Raw genomic sequence first — 16,709 nt, 5'->3', positions numbered from 1 at the left:
GATCGAACCCGCGGGCCGACTCAGGCCGGCGATTCGGACGAAGTCGGCGCGGAATTCTGCGGTGGGGAAGGTGGGGCCGGTTCGAGGGCGCACCGTCCCGGCTTCCGAGTCACCGGAATCCCCTCCACCGGCAGCATCACCGCCCACCCACCGGCGATCAGCAGCGCAGGGGAGAACTGCACCGAATCGGGCTGGTCGACGGGGTCTCGGCCGGGACCCGGCGGTGTCACAGTGGTCGTGTTGCGAGCACCGGCAGTGCTTCGAGCGCGGCGCCGAGATCGCGAACTGCCGCGGGATTCGTCAGCGATCGGCCGGTCAGTTCCTCGATTCGCCGCAACCGGTACCGCACGGAGTTCGCGTGCAGGTAGAGGCGTTCACCGGTCCGCGCGGCGGAACCACCTGCGTCGAACCAGGTTTCGAGCGTCTCTAGCAATCGGGTCCGTTCCTCGTATGGCAGCGCGAGCAGCGGGCCGAGCCGGAGGCGGACCATTCGTTCGGCTTCGGCGGGGGCTGCCGCCATGAGCATCGCGAGGGGGTTGTCGTCGAATCGCGCGACGCCGAAGGCGCGTGTACCCAGCCCACTCACTGCCAGGCGGGCGAAACGCAGCGCTTGTGGCGTGTCGGTGAGCGCCTCGTAGGGCGGGCTCATACCGACGCGCGCGCGAGACTTGCGAAGTGTGCGGATCGCCGAATCTTCTCGGTGCTCGGGCACAGACAGAACACCGATCTGCTGGTCGGGCAGCAGCCGCCAGGCAGAAGTGATCTGCGCGCAGCGCAGTGCGGTCTCGATCCCCGGCAGCGCCTCGCGACCTGCGGCGGGGACGTCAGCTGCTACCACCACATAGCGTCCCGCCGGTGGCAGTCCGAGGATTCGGGTGGCTTCGCCCAGGGTGGCAGGGTCGGCGATGACGCCGGTGAACAACGCTTCTACGAGTACCGAGCGCTCGTGCTCGCGCTGGAGCATCAGTTCCGAACTCATCTCCCGGTAGGCGGCGGCGACGGCGACGGAGTACTCGCCCGAGAGCGCCCATACTTCCGCGGCCAGGTCGACCAGCATCACGTCGGTGACCGAGGGATGGCGGCGGGCTTCGGCGACCAGTTCCGACCACAGGAATTCGAACCCGATGCGGAAGGCATGCAGGGTTTCCGCCAATGGCACGCCTTGTCGGGCGCGCAGTCTCCCGGTTTCCTTGGGCGGTTCGGGATCCAGCGGTGCGGTGGAGGTGAAGTGGCGCACCATGAGGGTGAGATTGCGGGTGCAGGAGGTGTGGATCGTCTCGAACGGCACTTGGGTCTGGTTGCGATAGGTGTCGAGTTCGGCGACGAAGCGCTGAGCCAGGCGCAACCCCAGGTCATCGATGCGCTCGAGCAGGATCGCGGCGACGTCGACGATCGCCCGTGGAGGCGTTGTTTTCGACATCTCCGCAGCTTACCGAGGGTCCGACTGTTCCAGGGAACAACAGTTCGCGGGCGATGTTGTTCGTGTGTCCATGGGTGGGGGCGACCGCGGGTGCGACGATTTCGTCCGTCTCGGTCCCGCGCTACACAAGCTCATTCACACGAGCGGATCCACAGGAGTATCCGATGTTCACCTTCGCCGGCAGTGACGGCACAACCATCCATGTACACGAGTGGCGTCCCTCCGGGAGCGCAGCCCGCGGCGTCGTCCAAATAGCGCATGGCATGGGCGAATACGCCGGGCGCTACAGTCATCTCGCCGAACGATTGGCCGGCCTCGGGTTCGTCGTCTACGCCAACGACCACCGCGGCCACGGCCACAGTATGACGGGCGCCCCCGGCGATCTCGGCGACGACGGGTGGAATCTGCTGGTCGAGGACATGGCCACGCTGACGGCGATCCTGCGCGACAAGCACCCGGGGCTGCCGGTGATCCTGTTCGGGCACAGTCTCGGCTCGTTCGCCGTCCAGCAGTATCTGCTCGACCACGCCCATCTCGTCGACGAGGTCGTGCTGTGTGGCACGACAGCCGTCGACGGGCTGTTCGCGAACATCGCCGCCGCTCGGGGTGACCTGCAGGCCTTGTTCAACCGGGACTTCGAGCCGACGCGCACGTCGGCCGACTGGCTGAGCCGCGACGAAGCTCAGGTCGACGCCTACCTGGCCCACCCGTGGTGCGGATTCGAACTCGACCCCGCCAACATGTCGCTGCTGGCCAGCGTCGCTACCGAGCGGCTGGCGGAACCCAGGGGAATCCGTAGCGATCTGCCTCTCTACGTGATGGTCGGGAACGCCGACCCGCTCAACGACAAGCTGCGGCTGAGTGACCTTCAAGTCCAGCGTTACCGTGATGCCGGTCTGACCGACATCACCTACCGGATCTACCCGAATGCCCGACACGAGATTCTCAACGAGCTCAACCGCGAGGAAGTCGAGAACGATCTCATCGACTGGATCACCCGCGGCGGATCCTGATCCTGCTGCTAGGGGACCTCTAGCACAGGCGCGGCTCCGCGCTGCGAGGCCGCGAATCCTTCGTGTCGCCACGGACCCGCCGTCCGAAGCCGCACCGCCGATCCGGCCGTGAGCGTGCGGTCAGGCATCACCGCGACGACGGCGGCGTGGAGTCGTCGCGGCCGCGGTCATCGAAATACCGGGTACTCGGTCCTTGCTCCTCAGGGACCTTCGGCCTTGTGCGCTGAACCGGGACGGTGAAGGTATGTATGCCGACCGGTTCGATTGCGAAAAATGGCAGCCAACAGCTTTGGCGCGTGTCCCGGGGGTGGGCAGTGAAACATCACGGATCGCAACGATTTCGGGGTACGCGGCGAACAGGCGCGCGAGCGGCTCGCCGCGTTCCTCGACGACATGGAGCAGGTACGCGTCCGCGCTTCGAACAACAGCGCGCCCGTGCCTTGGAGCGCGAACGCGCTCGCGCCGCGCGGTAGCGCCCGGGACGGTCGCGTTGATGACGCGGATGACGTTGGGTGTCAGCTGTCGCGCGTCGACCTCGAAGACCGGTGGATCGCTCGGCGGTGCGTCAGCGGCGGGGCGGCTCACCGATGGATTATCGTCGGCTTTCTGACAGACGTGCCAGCCGCCTCGAGCGCCGGTCTGCCCCGGCGTTCAGTACTGACCTCGAGTACGTATCAGGGAGGAATCGTGGACATCACCGAGCTGATCCTCGATGACCACCATGAGCAGCGGCGGCTGTTCGCGATCCTGGAGCAGATCGACCCCACGGAGACCGACGCGCTCTCCGCGATCTGGAGCAGGCTGGCGGCCTTCCTCGAACTGCACGCGCAGGCGGAGGAGGAGATCTTCTACCCCGCACTGCTGCAGGCGGGCTTCGCGGCTCGGCGCGCGGGCGGTGTGGAAGACGAGACACTCGACGCCATCCACGACCACAACGAGATCAGGGACGCGATCGCCGAAGTGGCGCGTCATCAGGCCGGCACCGAGGCCTGGTACGCGGCTGTCGCGGCGGCGAACTCGGCCAACAGCGATCACATGGCCGAGGAAGAACGCGAGGGACTCACCGACTTCCGCAAGCTGACCGGATTGTCGCGCCGCCATCAACTGGCCGTCGCCTTCGCCGCTTACGAGGCGCGGAACTACGCAGGCGTCGAGCCCGTCGACAAAGATCCCGTCAGCTATGTCCGGGCGGCGGAGAGGAAGCTGCCGACCGCTGCGAGCGGGTCGCTGAATGTCGGCACCCTGAAGCGGAACTGACCCGGCAGTCCGGCCGCGGCAGTCGGTGGCCGGACTGCCTCCAGCGCCGGACCCCGAGTCGAGGGTGGTGTGAATCCGTGGCAGACCGCGTGCTCGAGCGGCAAGGACGGCTAGTTCTCGGTGCGGCGATAGGGCGGAACGACCTGCTCCCGATCGGCGGCGATCTGCCGCCGCCGGGCCGCCATCGCATCCGCGGGGGAGGAGCCGGTGGACAGCGCGCGAAAGATGGCCGCCGCGTCCTCGATCGCGTCACGCGCCCCGACTCCTTCAGCGGGTGTGATGGCGTGATCGGCGTCGCCGCACAGGATCACCGGAAGCCGTGGAGCAGCGGCGGCGGCGAAGGGGACGTTGCGCGCATTCGAGACATGCACGGTCTCCGTCTCGGCCAACAGAAGATCTACCACGTCGGAGACGCCCGGGGCGACCGTTCGAATGAGTTCCGCCCACTCCGCTACCGGATGGAAGCCGATGTTCTCGGCGGGAAGAGGCGGGCGGGTGACTCTGGCGAACCAGACGGAAAGTCCTTCGTCCCAGAAGTGGCCGAACGCGCCCGCCGGGCGGCCGTCCGCACCGATCCGGCCGTCGAAATGCAGCACCGTGCTCTTGGTGCGCAACGCTAGGGCACGCTCGGTACGGCCGTAGAACACAATCTGCCCGGCGTACTCGGGTGTTCGCTCCGGCTCGATCCGGCGGCGGGCGAGGGAGTCGATGCCGTCGGCCGCGATGACGACGTCATCGGTAGGCAGCCGGGTAGGGCCGCTGTAGAGCACACCTTGGTCGACATCGGTTACCGCGGTGCCGTAATGGAATTCCGATGCTGTAGCGGCGGCGAATTCGGTCAACACCGACATGAGTTCGGCGCGCAGGTACAGCCGGTGACCACGGCTCGGCCCGAAACGCGCTTCGCGCGGCTGGTATTCGACCCGAAGGGCATCCACTGGATGAGCGACCTCGTCCAGCCGGTCGGCGGGCACGCCGAGGCCGGTCAGCGCGGCATGCGCTCGGTCGTCCAGCACCAGGAACGCACCGGCGCCGACCGATGGCTGACTTTCGTAAACCCGGGCCGGAATGCCGTCCCTCCCAAGAGCTCCGGCGAGAGCGGTCCCTGCGATTCCTCCGCCGATGATGGTGACCATGCACTCAGCGTAGAGCGACATCTGATGAGCCACCGCCGATCCCCGCATCGGCAGCGCAGCAAGACTGTTGCCGAGGAGGTCGGTGCCACGGAAGGGGGTGGACACGGCGGCACCTTCACGGAGCCGGGCCGGGCTACATCCGGAGGGCGGCGTCATGCGGCACTGCGCCGTGAGCCCGGTGCTCATGCCGCCGCTGTTCGGGCTGCTACCGAGCGAACCGGGCGATGTCTTCCGCGACGCGCTCTGGTGCTTCGAAGGGGAACGCGTGACTGAGCCCGGGGTAGATCAGCAATTCCGAACCGTTGATGTAGCTATGTAGCACGCTGGAGTTGGCAGCGGGTTCTTGCTCGTCGTTTTCAGCGCCCAAGATGAGGGTGGGCAGCCGCAGGGCGGGCAAACTGCTGACGACGTTGGTGGCGGGGTCGACGAGCCAGCCGGTCATCGCGGCGCGTTGACGGTTGAGGCCGGTCAGAGTCACCCCGACCCGGTTGGGGCGCAGAGCTGTTCGTCGACTCCACGCGGCCAGGGCATCGGGGTGGCCGCTGAAGTACAGTGGAATGACCTGGTCGGCAGGCACAAGCGGGTCGAATGCCGGCATGCCCCGGACCAGACCGGGCAGGTCGGGCAGCACCTGCTGTGATCCACCGGGGCCGGTACCCATCAGGATCAGCGCGCCGACGTCGTCGGGATGGTCCACGGCCATGCGTTGCGCGACGAATCCTCCGAGGGAGTAGCCCACGACAGTGGGTCGGTTCAGGTGGAGAGCCCGGATCAGGCCAGAGGCCTGATCCGAGAGTTGGGGGACGGTCGAAACGGCCGAGGACCCGGCTGGGGTCCGTCCGACGCCGTCGGAGTCGAAGATGACGACGTGATTGGTCGCGGCGAGTCGGTCGAGCAGCGCCGGGTCCCAGTCGTCCATGCTGAATCCGAGACATGGGGTCAGCAGGAGGGTTGGTCCGTGTCCGAAGCTGCGGTAGGCGATCGGCAACCCCGCGACGGTGACGACGTGGGTGGGTGCTCTCAACGACGGTGACCGGTCGAAGTGCTCAGCCGTTGTCGAGTCGATGTCGGTGTGGGCGGGCCGTCCGGCCGTGGGGGCGGCGTCAGCAGCGGCGGGAGCGATCAGCAGCATGCTGGTGGCCAGGGCCGCGATGACGGCGAGGGCGGGTGTCGGGTGTCGCGAGGTGAGCCGGCCACGGCGGGGCGTCCGCCCGCGGTCCGGCGTTGCCGGTGTTGGCTGCGGTGGGTGGAAAGCGGACATGTCGGCTCCTTGTGGTTCCGGACGGGCGGGGTCGAGGCTGTGCTGCGGTAGGGAGCAGCCGGATGCCTTGAATTCGTTCTGCGTGCTGCTCGCCTCACGACCTCTGCCTTTCCGGCTGAGGGGTCGTGCTGGCTATAAGAGACGCCGACGACCCGAAAGGATTCACTGCGGCTTTCCGATGTCTGCTGCCAGGGGAAGCAATCCGGCGCAGACAGTGATCATTCCGCCGCGGCATACTGACTGGCGGCCGATCCCAATTGATCTTCCTGGCAAGGGGTTTCGTCGTTGATTGGTAGCATTCGGACGGCTGACGGGCACCGTGTCGGTGACGGGCGAGGACACCTCGTAGAGGACGGCGTCCCGGTACGCACCGAGGAGAACTGGACTGGAGCCCAGGTCGAACCCCTCCAGCACCTCTTCGGCCGCGCTGCGTGGATCGCGCCGCCGAAAACGAAGAAAGGGCACGACATGCCGCACTACCGAGTGCAGTCCACAACCCCTGCCCCCGTCGGCACGGTGTGGGGGCTTCTGATCGACGGTCGAAGCTGGCCCCGATGGTCCTCCGGGCTGGACGAATTGGTCGAAGAACGCTCCAGCGACCTCGATCCGCACGGCCATGACGACATCGGAGCGGTTAGGGCGTTTCGCACCGGCCGCGTGGTCACCGGCGAACGACTCACAGAGCTGGTGACGGATCGTCGCATGGCGTACGAGGACGCCTTCAACTTCGCGATGAAGGACTACCGAGCTGTAATCGAACTCGAGCCCACCGCTGCGGGCGGCACGAACATCGTCTGGCACGGCCGCTGGCGTATGCGGCCCGGTGTCGGCTGGCTCATGCCCTTCGTGCTTCCGCGTGTGATGCAGCGCATGGCCGACGACCTCGCAGCCTATGCGGCCAAACCGCCCCGTAACCCCATCGAGGAATCCGGCTCGCTGAGATAGGCGCGGCAATTCCTCGGCCGAACAGTGGATCCGACGCCGCACTCGTCGTCGGTGCACCGCGAATGGCCCAAGAGTTCACTGCCGACGTCCACTCTCGGCACCACCCTGGCCGCAGTCGAGGCCCGGTTCGGCGGTCGCGGCCATGGTGGCGCGCACCGCCGATGCCACGGCGCGCTCGTGATCGGCGCGAGCAGTTGTGACCACCTGAGGGAGCTGCTTGCCTCGCCAGGCGCGTCCGCCGTCATCGGCGAGCAGGCCCGCGTACTCACCGCTGCCCACGCCTACACGGTCGAGCGGTCGATCGCCGTGATCCGCGCCGATTGAGATCACCGCCGATCCGACGACCGGGTCGGACATGCGCCTTCACCCCCGGGGCCGGGGGTCCTGGCTGGGCCGCCTCACCACAAGCGGTCCACCACCCGGTCGGTGGCAGAATCGTGCGATGACGGCTGTCAGAAGCGATCGCCACCGGACACTCTCGGCTTTCCTGGGTTCCCGCAGCGACATCGAGCTCGACGAGCTCATGGACACGGGTCGGTCCGACAGCGTGGGAGTGGGCGGCGGCACGGCGGTCCTGGATGTCGACGGCGTGTCGGTGTTCGCCAAGCGCATCCCGCTGACCGATCGGGAACTCGCCCACCGGGGCTCCACCGCTAACCTGTTCGACCTGCCGGTGTTCTGCCAGTACGGCGTCGGCGGCCCCATCGCCCGCAACGAGTACGTACTCCAGTGCGCCACTAGCCACATCCCAGACGACGTGCCGCCAGTCGTGGCCGCGATCCTGACCTGGTACGCACCTACCGCCGCGAAGATGAACGCCTTCTACTGGAAGTTGTTCGGCGGCGACCTCCACGCGGAATACCCGGGTTCGGTTGAGGGGTAGTGACATCCGGACGAGATCCGGCGTCGCTTGGGGCCGATCGGCGGGTACCCAGCCGCGACCAGCCACCGCCGTCCAGGTCGTGATCGATGCGGCGGCCGTCGAGGCAACGGACCGCTACCCTGCATGGGCGCGGTGCGGTGAGTAGTTCGGCGAGGGTGCGCCATTCGCGTTGACCAGGCAATCTCGCGGTGGCTGAAGCTCGTTGGTGGGTACGGTTCGCGACTGATCAGCCGACCCGCCCGAGTAACCCGATGACGTTTGCGGAAACGTTGCTGGTCGGGGAGTGGGGGTGGCCGACTCGGGAGGGAATAGCGCCGGGGGACTCCGTTCCATTCGCCTTCACTCCGCAACAGCGGACCCGGGATACGTCGCGGCTACCCGCACCCCGATACGCGCCTGTCCGCGCGCCGAAGCGCGCGGACAGGCGTCGAGATCCTTTCGGTATATCGGAGCTCAGCCGATGGTGTTGGTGTCCAGGGTGATCGCGCCGTTGAGGGCAAGGACGCTCCCGTTCACGGTGGTTCCGGCTGACACCGTGTCCGAGGTGAAGGTCAGGATGTTGCCGGCGAAATTGGTGTTGGCGCCCAGTGTGGCCGAGCTACCGACTTGCCAGAACACGTTGTCTGCGTTGGCACCGTTGATGAGGTTCACGGTGCTGTTCGCCCCGGTGATCAGTGTCGACCCGGCCTGGAAGATGAACACCGCATTCGGATTACCTTGCCCGTCCAGAGTCACGGTGCCGTTGAGACCGATCCCGCCGGTGGCCTTGTACACCCCGGAGGTCAGGGTTTGTCCCGCCAGATCGGCGGTCACGAACGCGGTGGGCGTGCGGCTCGCCGCGTCGAGGTAGGCAGCCTGCAAATCGGTGTGCGCCTGCGCCGCGACCAAGTCCCCGGCATGGATCGCTCCGCCGGTCACCGTTCCCGGCGGGAATCCGGTCACTGAGGTGCCCGGGCTGACGCCCAGGTTCCCGGTGATGGCCGTGGCTCCGGCGTTGGTGACTGTCGAGGCACCCAGCACCGCGAACGACGAGGCTGTCCCCAAATTGACCGGCGCCAGACCCGAAACGTAGGTGTAGGAGACACCGTTGCTGGTTCCGCCGGGGGTGGTGACGGTGACTTGCACTGTCCCAGCTGCATGGGCTGGGGTGAGCACGGTGATCTGGGTGTCGGAGTTCACGGTGAACAGGGTTGCCGGTGTCCCACCGAAACTCACCGCGGTGGCGCCGGTCAAGCCTGTGCCGGTCAGCACAACCACTGTTCCACCACTCGGCGGCCCCGAGCTCGGAGTGACGCTGATGAGGGTGGGCACCGCGATGTAGGTGAACGAGACACCGTTGCTGGTTCCGCCGGGGGTGGTGACGGTGACCTGCACTGTCCCAGCTGCATGGGCTGGGGTGAGCACGGTGATCTGGGTGTCGGAGTTCACGGTGAACAGGGTTGCCGGTGTCCCACCGAAACTCACCGCGGTGGCGCCGGTCAAGCCTGTGCCGGTGAGCACAACCACTGTTCCACCACTCGGCGGCCCCGAGCTCGGAGTGACGCTGATGAGGGTGGGCACCGCGATGTAGGTGAACGAGACACCGTTACTGGTGCCCACCGCGGTGGTGACGGTGACCTGCACCGTTCCAGCTGCATGGGCAGGTGCCACCGCCGTGATCTGTGTCGGCGAGTTGACCGTGAACGAGGTTGCCGGTGTGCCACCGAAACTCACCGCGGTAGCGCCGGTCAAGTTCGTCCCGGTGAGCACGACCGTCGTCCCACCGGACGCCGACCCCGAAGCCGGATTGATGCTGGTCACGGTAGGAAGCCCACCACCATAGGTGTAGGGCACCGGGTTGCTCGTGCCGTCCAGCAGTGCCTGTACGGTGACGTTCACCGTTCCGGTTCCAGGCGGGGCGATGGCCGTGATCTGGGTATCGGAGTTGATGGCGAATGTCGTTGCGTTCGTGCCGAACCGGACAGTCAAGGGACCGACATTGGCGAATCCGGAGCCGGTGATGATTACAGAGTTGAGACCCGCTGGAGGACCGAAAGAGGGGTTCAGCGAGGTGATGACAGGTGCCATTTTCTTACCTTCTATTCAGGAAAAACGTGAAAAGAGTTCCCACGCAGCAGCACAGGCCTGATTCTTGCTATGCCGCTAATACCAGTAGTCCTCCAGTGGAGGCACTTTGGCAATGCATTCCCAGTCCGTTTTCGTCCGGTTTTGTCCGGTTTCGACTCCGGCAGTTAGCTGTTGGGAAACTGGACACCAGGGGTGACGTTGTCACCTGGTTTTGGTGGGCAGCTTGGTGTCGTCGATCCATCGGCCATCGCTTCCTTACCGATGGCGCGGAAGCTCGGACGCATGGTGCCTGATGAGGCGAGCAGCGCTTGGGCGCCGACTTCGCGAACCGTATCCGGTGGGTAGATGTTTCGAGGCAGGCTCGCCCGAGGCCGCCGACGCGGCTACTGAGATCCTCGATATCTGGGAGGCACACCGGCAACGGGAAGCGCCACCAGCATGCCTGGCCAAAATGTAACGGAGAGGTCTGATCGGGCAGATTTCTGTCACCTGCTATTCGGCAGTACGGGATGTTTGCTTGATCTGAAAAGTGGGCGCGACGGCATGGGGGGCAGATATCAGCTTCCGCGCCGGAACCTCGAGGCCTTACCAAGGGTCAAGAAAGGCCCGTTCGCGGCTGCATATTTCATACGGGTCGGCGGTCTACGAGGAGGTTCACACTGCCCACATGGGAGATCTTGAAATCCGGATGGCGGGCATTGGAGATCTCTCGGCAATTCTGACAATCCACCATCAGCTTGCATCCGACGGCGCACAGCGAAAGCGCTGCGCGAGCTGTTCGAAAGCATTTGGCACCAAGGCACGGTCTACTCGGCGATTCCGCACGCGGTGCCGTTCCTAGCCCGGTTGGCCGGGGCTGGTATCCACACCGCCGCTGTACTAGGTCTGCTCGCCGCAATTGCCGCCAGCACAGATGATTACGGACTCGCAGAGCGAGGTGCCGCCCGGCACGCGGTCGGTCAACAGTAGGAGCTGCTGCGTCCCTTCGCGCAGGTCGCCGATGTCGAGATACGTCGAACGGCGCTCAACGCATTGATCCATACGCAGCGCACCGAACTAGTTCTTCCCTTGTTGGTCGGGCGCGCATGGATACACCACGGCGGTGAACCAACGGCACTTCTCCCCATGCCGGCAGAGGTACTGGGCCGAACCCATCAATCGACCGATTACCGGGGAGCATTCTCGCGGTCATCGCAGAACGGGCTACCTGACGGCTGACCCATGGAGGGTTCGTGGACGCCCCCTCCTCTGAGCGCCGAATCGGCCACTCCGAATCGTCAGGCATGGACGTATCGGAGGACGACCGGATCGCCTACGCCGCAGCCGCCCGACAGTCCGGCGCCATCTCCAGCTACCTACCTACCTACCTACCTGCACCTGACTCCTACGACCCCGAACTCGACGACTACGACCTCAGTCTGGATGACGCTGTCACCGATGACTGACTACCGATACCAGCGACGCTCACAGGGGCGGTACCCTGGCGTCGGGCCGGATGGACGAGCAAAGGCCTCCGGATACTCCTCCGGCCGATTCCCGGGGCACGGAGGATTTTTGGCCGAAAGCCTGCACTACGTCGTAGGTCTGTGGCGAATCAACCGCTGACATCTGGTCTTGGACGAGGCCTGCCGTCCCCGACTTACTGGAAATTCCAGCCCGTTGTGGCAGATCGGATGACCGACCCGGCCCACTATCACGCTGCCGACCGGTGGGGTGGTGGATTGCTTCACTTGATCTTGGAGATTCGCCCTGGACGACGACTAATACCCCAGCACACCAACCGCGGTGCGGGCGGCCTCGGCGACGAGAGGGTTGTCGGCTTCGGCGTTCTGCTCGGATTTAGCGGACAGCACGGCGATGACGAGCGGGGCGCGTCCGGGCGGCCAAGCGATCGCGACGTCGAGCGCGCCGCCGTAAGCGGGGCTGCCGGTCTTGTCGCCGACGGTCCAGCCGGCGGGCAGCCCGGCACGAATGCGTGCGTTCCCCGTCTTGGCGGCGACGAGCCACGACTTCAATCGCGCTCGCTCGGGTTCGGCGAGAACGTCGCCGAGGACGAGGTTGCGGTAGTCGGTGGCGAGGGCGGCGGCTGTGGTGGTGTCCCGCTCGTCGCCGGGAACGGCGGTGTTCAACTCGGGCTCCCAGCGGTCCAGGCGAGAGGCGGTGTCGCCGATGGACCGCAGGAACGCGGTGAAGCCTTCCGGGCCGCCGAGAAGCTTCAGCAGCTGGTTGCCCGCCGTGTTGTCGGACAGGGTGATCGTGGCATCGCACAGCTCGGCGACGGTCATGCCGGTGTCGACGTGTTTCTCGGTCACCGGCGAGTTGGCCACGAGTTCGTCCCGGGAGTAGTGGATCACCTGATCGAAATAACCCGTCGCCAGAGGATGGTCGCGCAGGAGGGCCCCGCAGGCGAGACCTTTGAACGTGGAGGCGATCGGGAATCTCTCCCCGTCTCGATGGACAACGGTGCGGCCGGTGCCGGTGTCGATCGCATACACACCGAGCCGTGCGGAGTGTGTCGTCTCCATCTCGGCGAACGACGGAATCGTGGCAGCGGGTGTGGTGTCCGAGGCCGCCGGCGCATCGGCGCCGGACCCGCACGCGGCGGTGGCCAGGGAGAGCGCGGACACCGCCACAGCGGCGAGGAAGCGACGACCGAACGAGGAACGGTGAGCAATGTCGGAAAGGGTCACTGCCGCACCACATCATCGACGCCGCCGCCGACGCCAATATCCGGCCACGGCGTGGGCGAGTCGACTTGGATATCGTCGCAGGTTCGCCCGCGATTCGGCGCCGGTCGGAGTGCTTGGTGGGCCGGCGGAACCGATGTCAGCGAATCCGCTGGTTCAATGACCGCATGGACCTGATCCGCCACCTTCGGTTCTTCGTCTCCATCGCGGAGGAAGGGCACTTCGGCAGGGCGGCGGCCGCGCTGGACATGACCCAGCCACCGCTGTCGCAGGGACTTCGGCGGCTCGAACGGCATCTCGGCGTCGACCTCATCCACCGCACCCGGCAGGGGGCCGTGCTCACCTCGGCCGGTCTGCAGCTGCTCCCGCGCGCTCGGCTGCTCGTGGACGACGCCGAGCGCCTGCTCGCCGAGTCGCACCGCATCGCGAGCGCCCACGGCGCCGTGCACTGGGGCGCGACCGCGGCGTTGCCCGACCGGGTGGTCACGGCGTGTGTGGGCGCGCTGCGCACGGCGGTCGTCCCGGATACCGCGGTGTCCACGACGGTGGGCGCCACCGTCGACCTGGTCGCCGACGTGCGCTCGGGACTGTGCGACGTCGCCGTGGTCGAGCATCCCGCGCTGGTCGACGGTGTCGAGGTCCGCCCGGTCGTCAAGATTCCGCGGTGGCTCGTGGTGCCGTCGGATCATCGCAGCGCCGGCGCCGAACGCCCCACCTTCCCTATGCTCGCCGGACTGAGTTTCGCCTGCCCGCCACGTGCCACCAATCCTCCTGCCTTCGACACCGTTGTGGATCTGTTGCGCGAGCGGGGCCTGGACGCACCGATCGTGCCCGCGCCCGACGATCGGACGGTGTTCGCGGCGGTGGCGGCCGGAACGAGCTTCGGGCTCACCGCCGTGCCTCCGTCGTCCGCGCCCGGCGTGACCTGGCTGCGCATCGCGCCGCAGGCGGTCGCCCTGCGAGTCCGCGTCGTCCACCGTCCGGACGCTGATGCCCATGCCGATGCCGTCGACCGGGTGCTGTATCGGGAGCGGCTGCGATGAGCACCGCCGAAGACAGGATCCGCGCCGTGTTCGCCGACGCGGGATGCAGCGGGTGGCTGCACGCCCGCCGGTGCGACGGGTCCGCGACCGAGATCTCCGTGGGCGGCGACGAGCGGGTAGTGCTCGCGTCGGTATACAAATTGCCGCTGTTCGTCGCGTTCTGCCGCCTCGTCGACGCCGGGCGCCTCGATCCTGCCACCCGGCTGACGGTGACACCGTCCGATTGCACGCCGGGGCCCACCGGCATCGCCGTCATGCGCGACCCGGTGACCATGAGCCTGCGCGACCTCGCGACGTCGATGATGACCGTCTCCGACAACGCCGCGGCCGATGTCCTACTCGGCGCGACGGGCCTCGGCGCGGTGGAGGGCCTGCTGGACGATCTCGGCCTCACCCGCACCCGGATCGTGGGCGGCACCGCCGACCTGCACCGCAGCCTCGTCCGCGACACCGACACCCACACCACCGCCGAAGCGTTCGCCGTGCTCGCCGAGAATGACGACGCATGGTCGGTGTCGGCGTACGACCCGTCGTACACGAGCGCGACGACACCGGAGGAAATGACCCGTCTCCTGCGCGCGCTGTGGAGCGGCGCGGTGCTGTCCGATCAGCAGACCGAATTCGTCCGCACCGTCATGCGCCACCAAGTCTGGCCGCACCGCGTCACCGCCGGATTCCCCTACCGCACTGTGGCGGTCGCAGGCAAAACCGGAACCATCGGGGTCATCCGCAACGAGGTAGCGGTCGTCGAATTTCCCGGCGAGCACCCCGTCGCGGTCGCGATATTCACCCGGGCGGCCCGCGCGGACCCCCACCTGCCCGTTGTCGACGCCGCCATCGCTGAAACCGCCCGCATCGCCGTCACCGAACTCCGCCTTCCCTTACCGCAAGGATGACGTCACGATTCCGGGCACGTTGCGCACGCTGGGTGTACGACATGTATTCGATTCTCGCGCTTCGAATTTCGCCGACGCAGGCCACGAAGCTGTGCACTTCGGAATCAGCAGCGATCTGATCCAGGTCACCTCGGTGTCGCGGTTACGGGCGACCCGGACCACATCGTCACCAGCACGTTGCTGCGACAGCACCTGCGGCAGTCCGCTCAGCCCGCTACCGTGCCCCGGACGAAGCCGGCGAAGCGGTTGGCGAACTCGGCGCTGCCCAACCCCTGTCGCCGATCGTTCCGGAGCGGATGTAGGCCAGCCGATCGCGGACGAGGGTGGCCCGGCCGAAAGACCGTCGCAGGATATGGCAGGTACTGGACGACCCCGAGGGGAACGAATCCTGCTTGTTCCGGTGCCGGGTAAGGGCGACACGCCTCACCGCCGCATCGGCGCTGATCGGTGCACCGGACCTCTACCCTGTGATCGGTGGCGACCACTCCTCGAGTTGCTCTATCCCACCACGACGTGAGCGCGTCGAGTTGCCCCGGCGCGCGGCCGGCGGACGACGCGCCCGTGCCTCGGCATATGACGGCGGCGCAATTCCGGGAACACGGTCGCGCCGTGGTGGATTGGGTGGCGGACTATTGGGAGCGAGTGGAGTCGCTGCCGGTGCTGTCGACAGTGGCCCCTGGCGCGGTGCGCGCACAACTGCCGCCGTCTCCGCCTGAGGTCGGCGAGCCGTTCGCCGCTCTGCTCGATGATATGGATCGCGTCATTGTTCCCGGCCTGACGCACTGGCAGCATCCTGGGTTCTTCGCCTACTACCCGACGGGTGCGTCGGGTCCCGCGGCGCTGGCCGATCTGCTGATCTCCGGATTGGGTGTGCAGGGGATGCTCTGGCAGACCGGCCCGGCCTGTACCGAGCTGGAACAGCATGTCCTGGACTGGCTGGCCGGGTTGATCGGCCTGCCCGAACGCTTCACCTTCGCGGGCAGCGGTGGCGGTGTGGTTCAGGACGCCGCCTCCAGCGCGATGCTCGTCACGCTGCTCGCGGCGCTGCACCGAGCCTCGGATGGGCAGGTCGCTCGTGACGGCATCGACCGTGGCCGCTATGTCGTCTACACCTCGACCGAAGCCAACTGCGGTTTCGAAAAGGTCGCGCGCGTCACGGGTCTCGGCTCCTCGGCCGTGCGTTTCATCGCCACCCGTGCCGACCTGTCGATGGACCCGAAGGCGCTGCGGGCGGCGATGGAACAGGATGTGGCCTGCGGTCGAACCCCCGTCCTGGTGATGGCGACGGTGGGCACGACGTCCACCGGCGCGGTCGACCCGGTGCAGCTCATCGGTCCGGTCTGCCGCGAATACGGTGTGTGGCTGCATGTGGACGCGGCGTATGCGGGTGTCGCGGCGATATGTCCGGAGCTGCGGTGGATCCACGCGGGTGTGGCCGAGTTCGCCGATTCCTACGCGACCAATCCGCACAAGTGGCTGCTCACCGCGCTGGACTTCGACGCCTGCTACGTCGCCGATCGTGGTGCGCTGACCGGTGCGCTGTCGGTGTTGCCGGAATATCTGCGCAACAGTGCGAGCGAATCCGGCGCGGTGGTGGATTACCGGGATTGGCAGGTGCCGGTGGGACGTCGGTTCCGGGCGTTGAAACTATGGGCGGTGATCCGCTGGTACGGCGCGACCGGGCTGCGCGAACATATCCGGCACAGCGTGGCACTGGCCCAGCAGTTCGCCTCGTGGGTCTGCGCGGACGATCGTTTCGAAGTGCTTGCGCCGCATCCACTGTCGCTGGTCTGTTTCCGATTGCGCGGCGGTGACGAGGCGAATCGGGCACTGCTGGACGCGGTCAACGCGACCGGACGAGTGTTGTTGTCCCACACAGAGGTTCGTGGGGTGTTCGCGCTCCGGTTGGCCGTGGGCGCCACCGCCACCCGCCAGGAGCATGTGGCCGCCGCGTGGACGCTGTTGAGCGAGTGGGCGGATATCGTCGATCCACCGCGGTGAGTGGTCTGAGCCGGGTAGGTCGGTGCGGCATCCCGAGCGAGTGGGGGACCGCCGCTGCCGAGGGACGCACTCGAATATTGCGGCTCTGGTTGCGGGTATG

General features: G+C 66.9%; 15 protein-coding genes and 1 pseudogene. 8 read left to right on the top strand and 8 right to left on the bottom strand.

What is annotated here, in order from left to right; all coding sequences use genetic code 11:
- Positions 1-226: 226 nt before the first annotated feature.
- Positions 227-1,420: a PucR family transcriptional regulator gene (locus ACZ6DL_RS20105; RefSeq protein WP_466053055.1), complete on the bottom strand. Its 1,194-nt coding sequence runs from the start codon at positions 1,418-1,420 to the stop codon at positions 227-229.
- A gap of 164 nt (positions 1,421-1,584) precedes the next feature.
- Here ACZ6DL_RS20105 and ACZ6DL_RS20100 point away from each other — a divergent pair, with 164 nt between their 5' ends.
- On the top strand, positions 1,585-2,433 hold the full coding sequence (locus ACZ6DL_RS20100; protein WP_466053054.1) for an alpha/beta fold hydrolase: 849 nt from the start codon (positions 1,585-1,587) through the stop codon (positions 2,431-2,433).
- 120 nt (positions 2,434-2,553) lie between these two features.
- Here the strand turns inward: ACZ6DL_RS20100 and ACZ6DL_RS20095 are convergent, their stop codons facing one another.
- Complete coding sequence (locus ACZ6DL_RS20095) at positions 2,554-3,018, bottom strand: hypothetical protein (protein WP_466053053.1); 465 nt, start codon at positions 3,016-3,018, stop codon at positions 2,554-2,556.
- Positions 3,019-3,120: 102 nt separating this feature from the next.
- On the opposite strand from ACZ6DL_RS20095, the gene ACZ6DL_RS20090 reads away from it, so the two are divergent.
- Positions 3,121-3,690 carry a hemerythrin domain-containing protein gene (locus ACZ6DL_RS20090; RefSeq protein WP_466053051.1) on the top strand — a complete coding sequence of 190 codons (570 nt, stop codon included), beginning with the start codon at positions 3,121-3,123 and terminating at the stop codon, positions 3,688-3,690.
- Between the two features lie 110 nt (positions 3,691-3,800).
- Here the strand turns inward: ACZ6DL_RS20090 and ACZ6DL_RS20085 are convergent, their stop codons facing one another.
- The gene (locus tag ACZ6DL_RS20085; protein ID WP_466053049.1) at positions 3,801-4,931 is read right to left on the bottom strand and encodes an FAD-dependent oxidoreductase; all 1,131 of its coding nucleotides are present in this window, start codon (positions 4,929-4,931) and stop codon (positions 3,801-3,803) included.
- A 100-nt stretch (positions 4,932-5,031) separates the two neighbouring features.
- Positions 5,032-6,087: an alpha/beta fold hydrolase gene (locus ACZ6DL_RS20080; protein WP_466053047.1), complete on the bottom strand. Its 1,056-nt coding sequence runs from the start codon at positions 6,085-6,087 to the stop codon at positions 5,032-5,034.
- A gap of 468 nt (positions 6,088-6,555) precedes the next feature.
- Between ACZ6DL_RS20080 and ACZ6DL_RS20075 the strand changes: the two genes are divergently transcribed.
- Entirely contained in the window at positions 6,556-7,032 is a 477-nt protein-coding gene (locus ACZ6DL_RS20075) for an SRPBCC family protein (protein WP_466053045.1), read from the top strand.
- 75 nt (positions 7,033-7,107) lie between these two features.
- On the opposite strand, the gene ACZ6DL_RS20070 is transcribed toward ACZ6DL_RS20075, so the two are convergent.
- On the bottom strand, positions 7,108-7,311 hold the full coding sequence (locus ACZ6DL_RS20070) for a hypothetical protein (protein WP_466053043.1): 204 nt from the start codon (positions 7,309-7,311) through the stop codon (positions 7,108-7,110).
- A gap of 163 nt (positions 7,312-7,474) precedes the next feature.
- Here ACZ6DL_RS20070 and ACZ6DL_RS20065 point away from each other — a divergent pair, with 163 nt between their 5' ends.
- Complete coding sequence (locus ACZ6DL_RS20065; RefSeq protein ID WP_466053041.1) at positions 7,475-7,915, top strand: hypothetical protein; 441 nt, start codon at positions 7,475-7,477, stop codon at positions 7,913-7,915.
- A 453-nt stretch (positions 7,916-8,368) separates the two neighbouring features.
- Here the strand turns inward: ACZ6DL_RS20065 and ACZ6DL_RS20060 are convergent, their stop codons facing one another.
- Complete coding sequence (locus ACZ6DL_RS20060; protein ID WP_466053281.1) at positions 8,369-9,793, bottom strand: ice-binding family protein; 1,425 nt, start codon at positions 9,791-9,793, stop codon at positions 8,369-8,371.
- A pseudogene (locus ACZ6DL_RS20055) lies at positions 9,794-9,982 on the bottom strand (IPT/TIG domain-containing protein); the annotation flags it as partial.
- Between the two features lie 1,283 nt (positions 9,983-11,265).
- On the opposite strand from ACZ6DL_RS20055, the gene ACZ6DL_RS20050 reads away from it, so the two are divergent.
- On the top strand, positions 11,266-11,427 hold the full coding sequence (locus ACZ6DL_RS20050; protein ID WP_466053039.1) for a hypothetical protein: 162 nt from the start codon (positions 11,266-11,268) through the stop codon (positions 11,425-11,427).
- Positions 11,428-11,742: 315 nt separating this feature from the next.
- On the opposite strand, the gene bla is transcribed toward ACZ6DL_RS20050, so the two are convergent.
- Complete coding sequence (gene bla, locus ACZ6DL_RS20045) at positions 11,743-12,657, bottom strand: class A beta-lactamase (RefSeq protein WP_466053279.1); 915 nt, start codon at positions 12,655-12,657, stop codon at positions 11,743-11,745.
- A 179-nt stretch (positions 12,658-12,836) separates the two neighbouring features.
- Here bla and ACZ6DL_RS20040 point away from each other — a divergent pair, with 179 nt between their 5' ends.
- From ACZ6DL_RS20040 to ACZ6DL_RS20030, 3 genes are all read left to right on the top strand, one after another.
- The gene (locus ACZ6DL_RS20040; RefSeq protein ID WP_466053037.1) at positions 12,837-13,712 is read left to right on the top strand and encodes a LysR family transcriptional regulator; all 876 of its coding nucleotides are present in this window, start codon (positions 12,837-12,839) and stop codon (positions 13,710-13,712) included.
- A complete protein-coding gene (locus tag ACZ6DL_RS20035) occupies positions 13,709-14,608 on the top strand; it encodes a serine hydrolase (RefSeq protein WP_466053035.1) in 900 nt (299 codons plus the stop codon). The genes ACZ6DL_RS20040 and ACZ6DL_RS20035 overlap by 4 nt, the downstream gene beginning before the upstream one ends.
- 609 nt (positions 14,609-15,217) lie before the next feature.
- The gene (locus tag ACZ6DL_RS20030) at positions 15,218-16,609 is read left to right on the top strand and encodes an aminotransferase class V-fold PLP-dependent enzyme (protein ID WP_466053033.1); all 1,392 of its coding nucleotides are present in this window, start codon (positions 15,218-15,220) and stop codon (positions 16,607-16,609) included.
- Positions 16,610-16,709 lie beyond the last annotated feature (100 nt).

Source organism: Nocardia sp. NPDC041819 (assembly GCF_055590505.1).
The sequence above is the reverse complement of the archived record's forward strand: the minus strand, read 5'-3'. Positions and strand labels throughout refer to the sequence as shown.

Coding starts and splice junctions, on each gene's coding strand:
- ACZ6DL_RS20105 (WP_466053055.1), bottom strand. CDS start 1,420: ATGTCGAAAACAACGCCTCCACGGGCGATCGTCGACGTCGCCGCGATC.
- ACZ6DL_RS20100 (WP_466053054.1), top strand. CDS start 1,585: ATGTTCACCTTCGCCGGCAGTGACGGCACAACCATCCATGTACACGAG.
- ACZ6DL_RS20080 (WP_466053047.1), bottom strand. CDS start 6,087: ATGTCCGCTTTCCACCCACCGCAGCCAACACCGGCAACGCCGGACCGC.
- ACZ6DL_RS20075 (WP_466053045.1), top strand. CDS start 6,556: ATGCCGCACTACCGAGTGCAGTCCACAACCCCTGCCCCCGTCGGCACG.
- ACZ6DL_RS20065 (WP_466053041.1), top strand. CDS start 7,475: ATGACGGCTGTCAGAAGCGATCGCCACCGGACACTCTCGGCTTTCCTG.
- ACZ6DL_RS20050 (WP_466053039.1), top strand. CDS start 11,266: ATGGACGTATCGGAGGACGACCGGATCGCCTACGCCGCAGCCGCCCGA.
- ACZ6DL_RS20040 (WP_466053037.1), top strand. CDS start 12,837: ATGGACCTGATCCGCCACCTTCGGTTCTTCGTCTCCATCGCGGAGGAA.
- ACZ6DL_RS20035 (WP_466053035.1), top strand. CDS start 13,709: ATGAGCACCGCCGAAGACAGGATCCGCGCCGTGTTCGCCGACGCGGGA.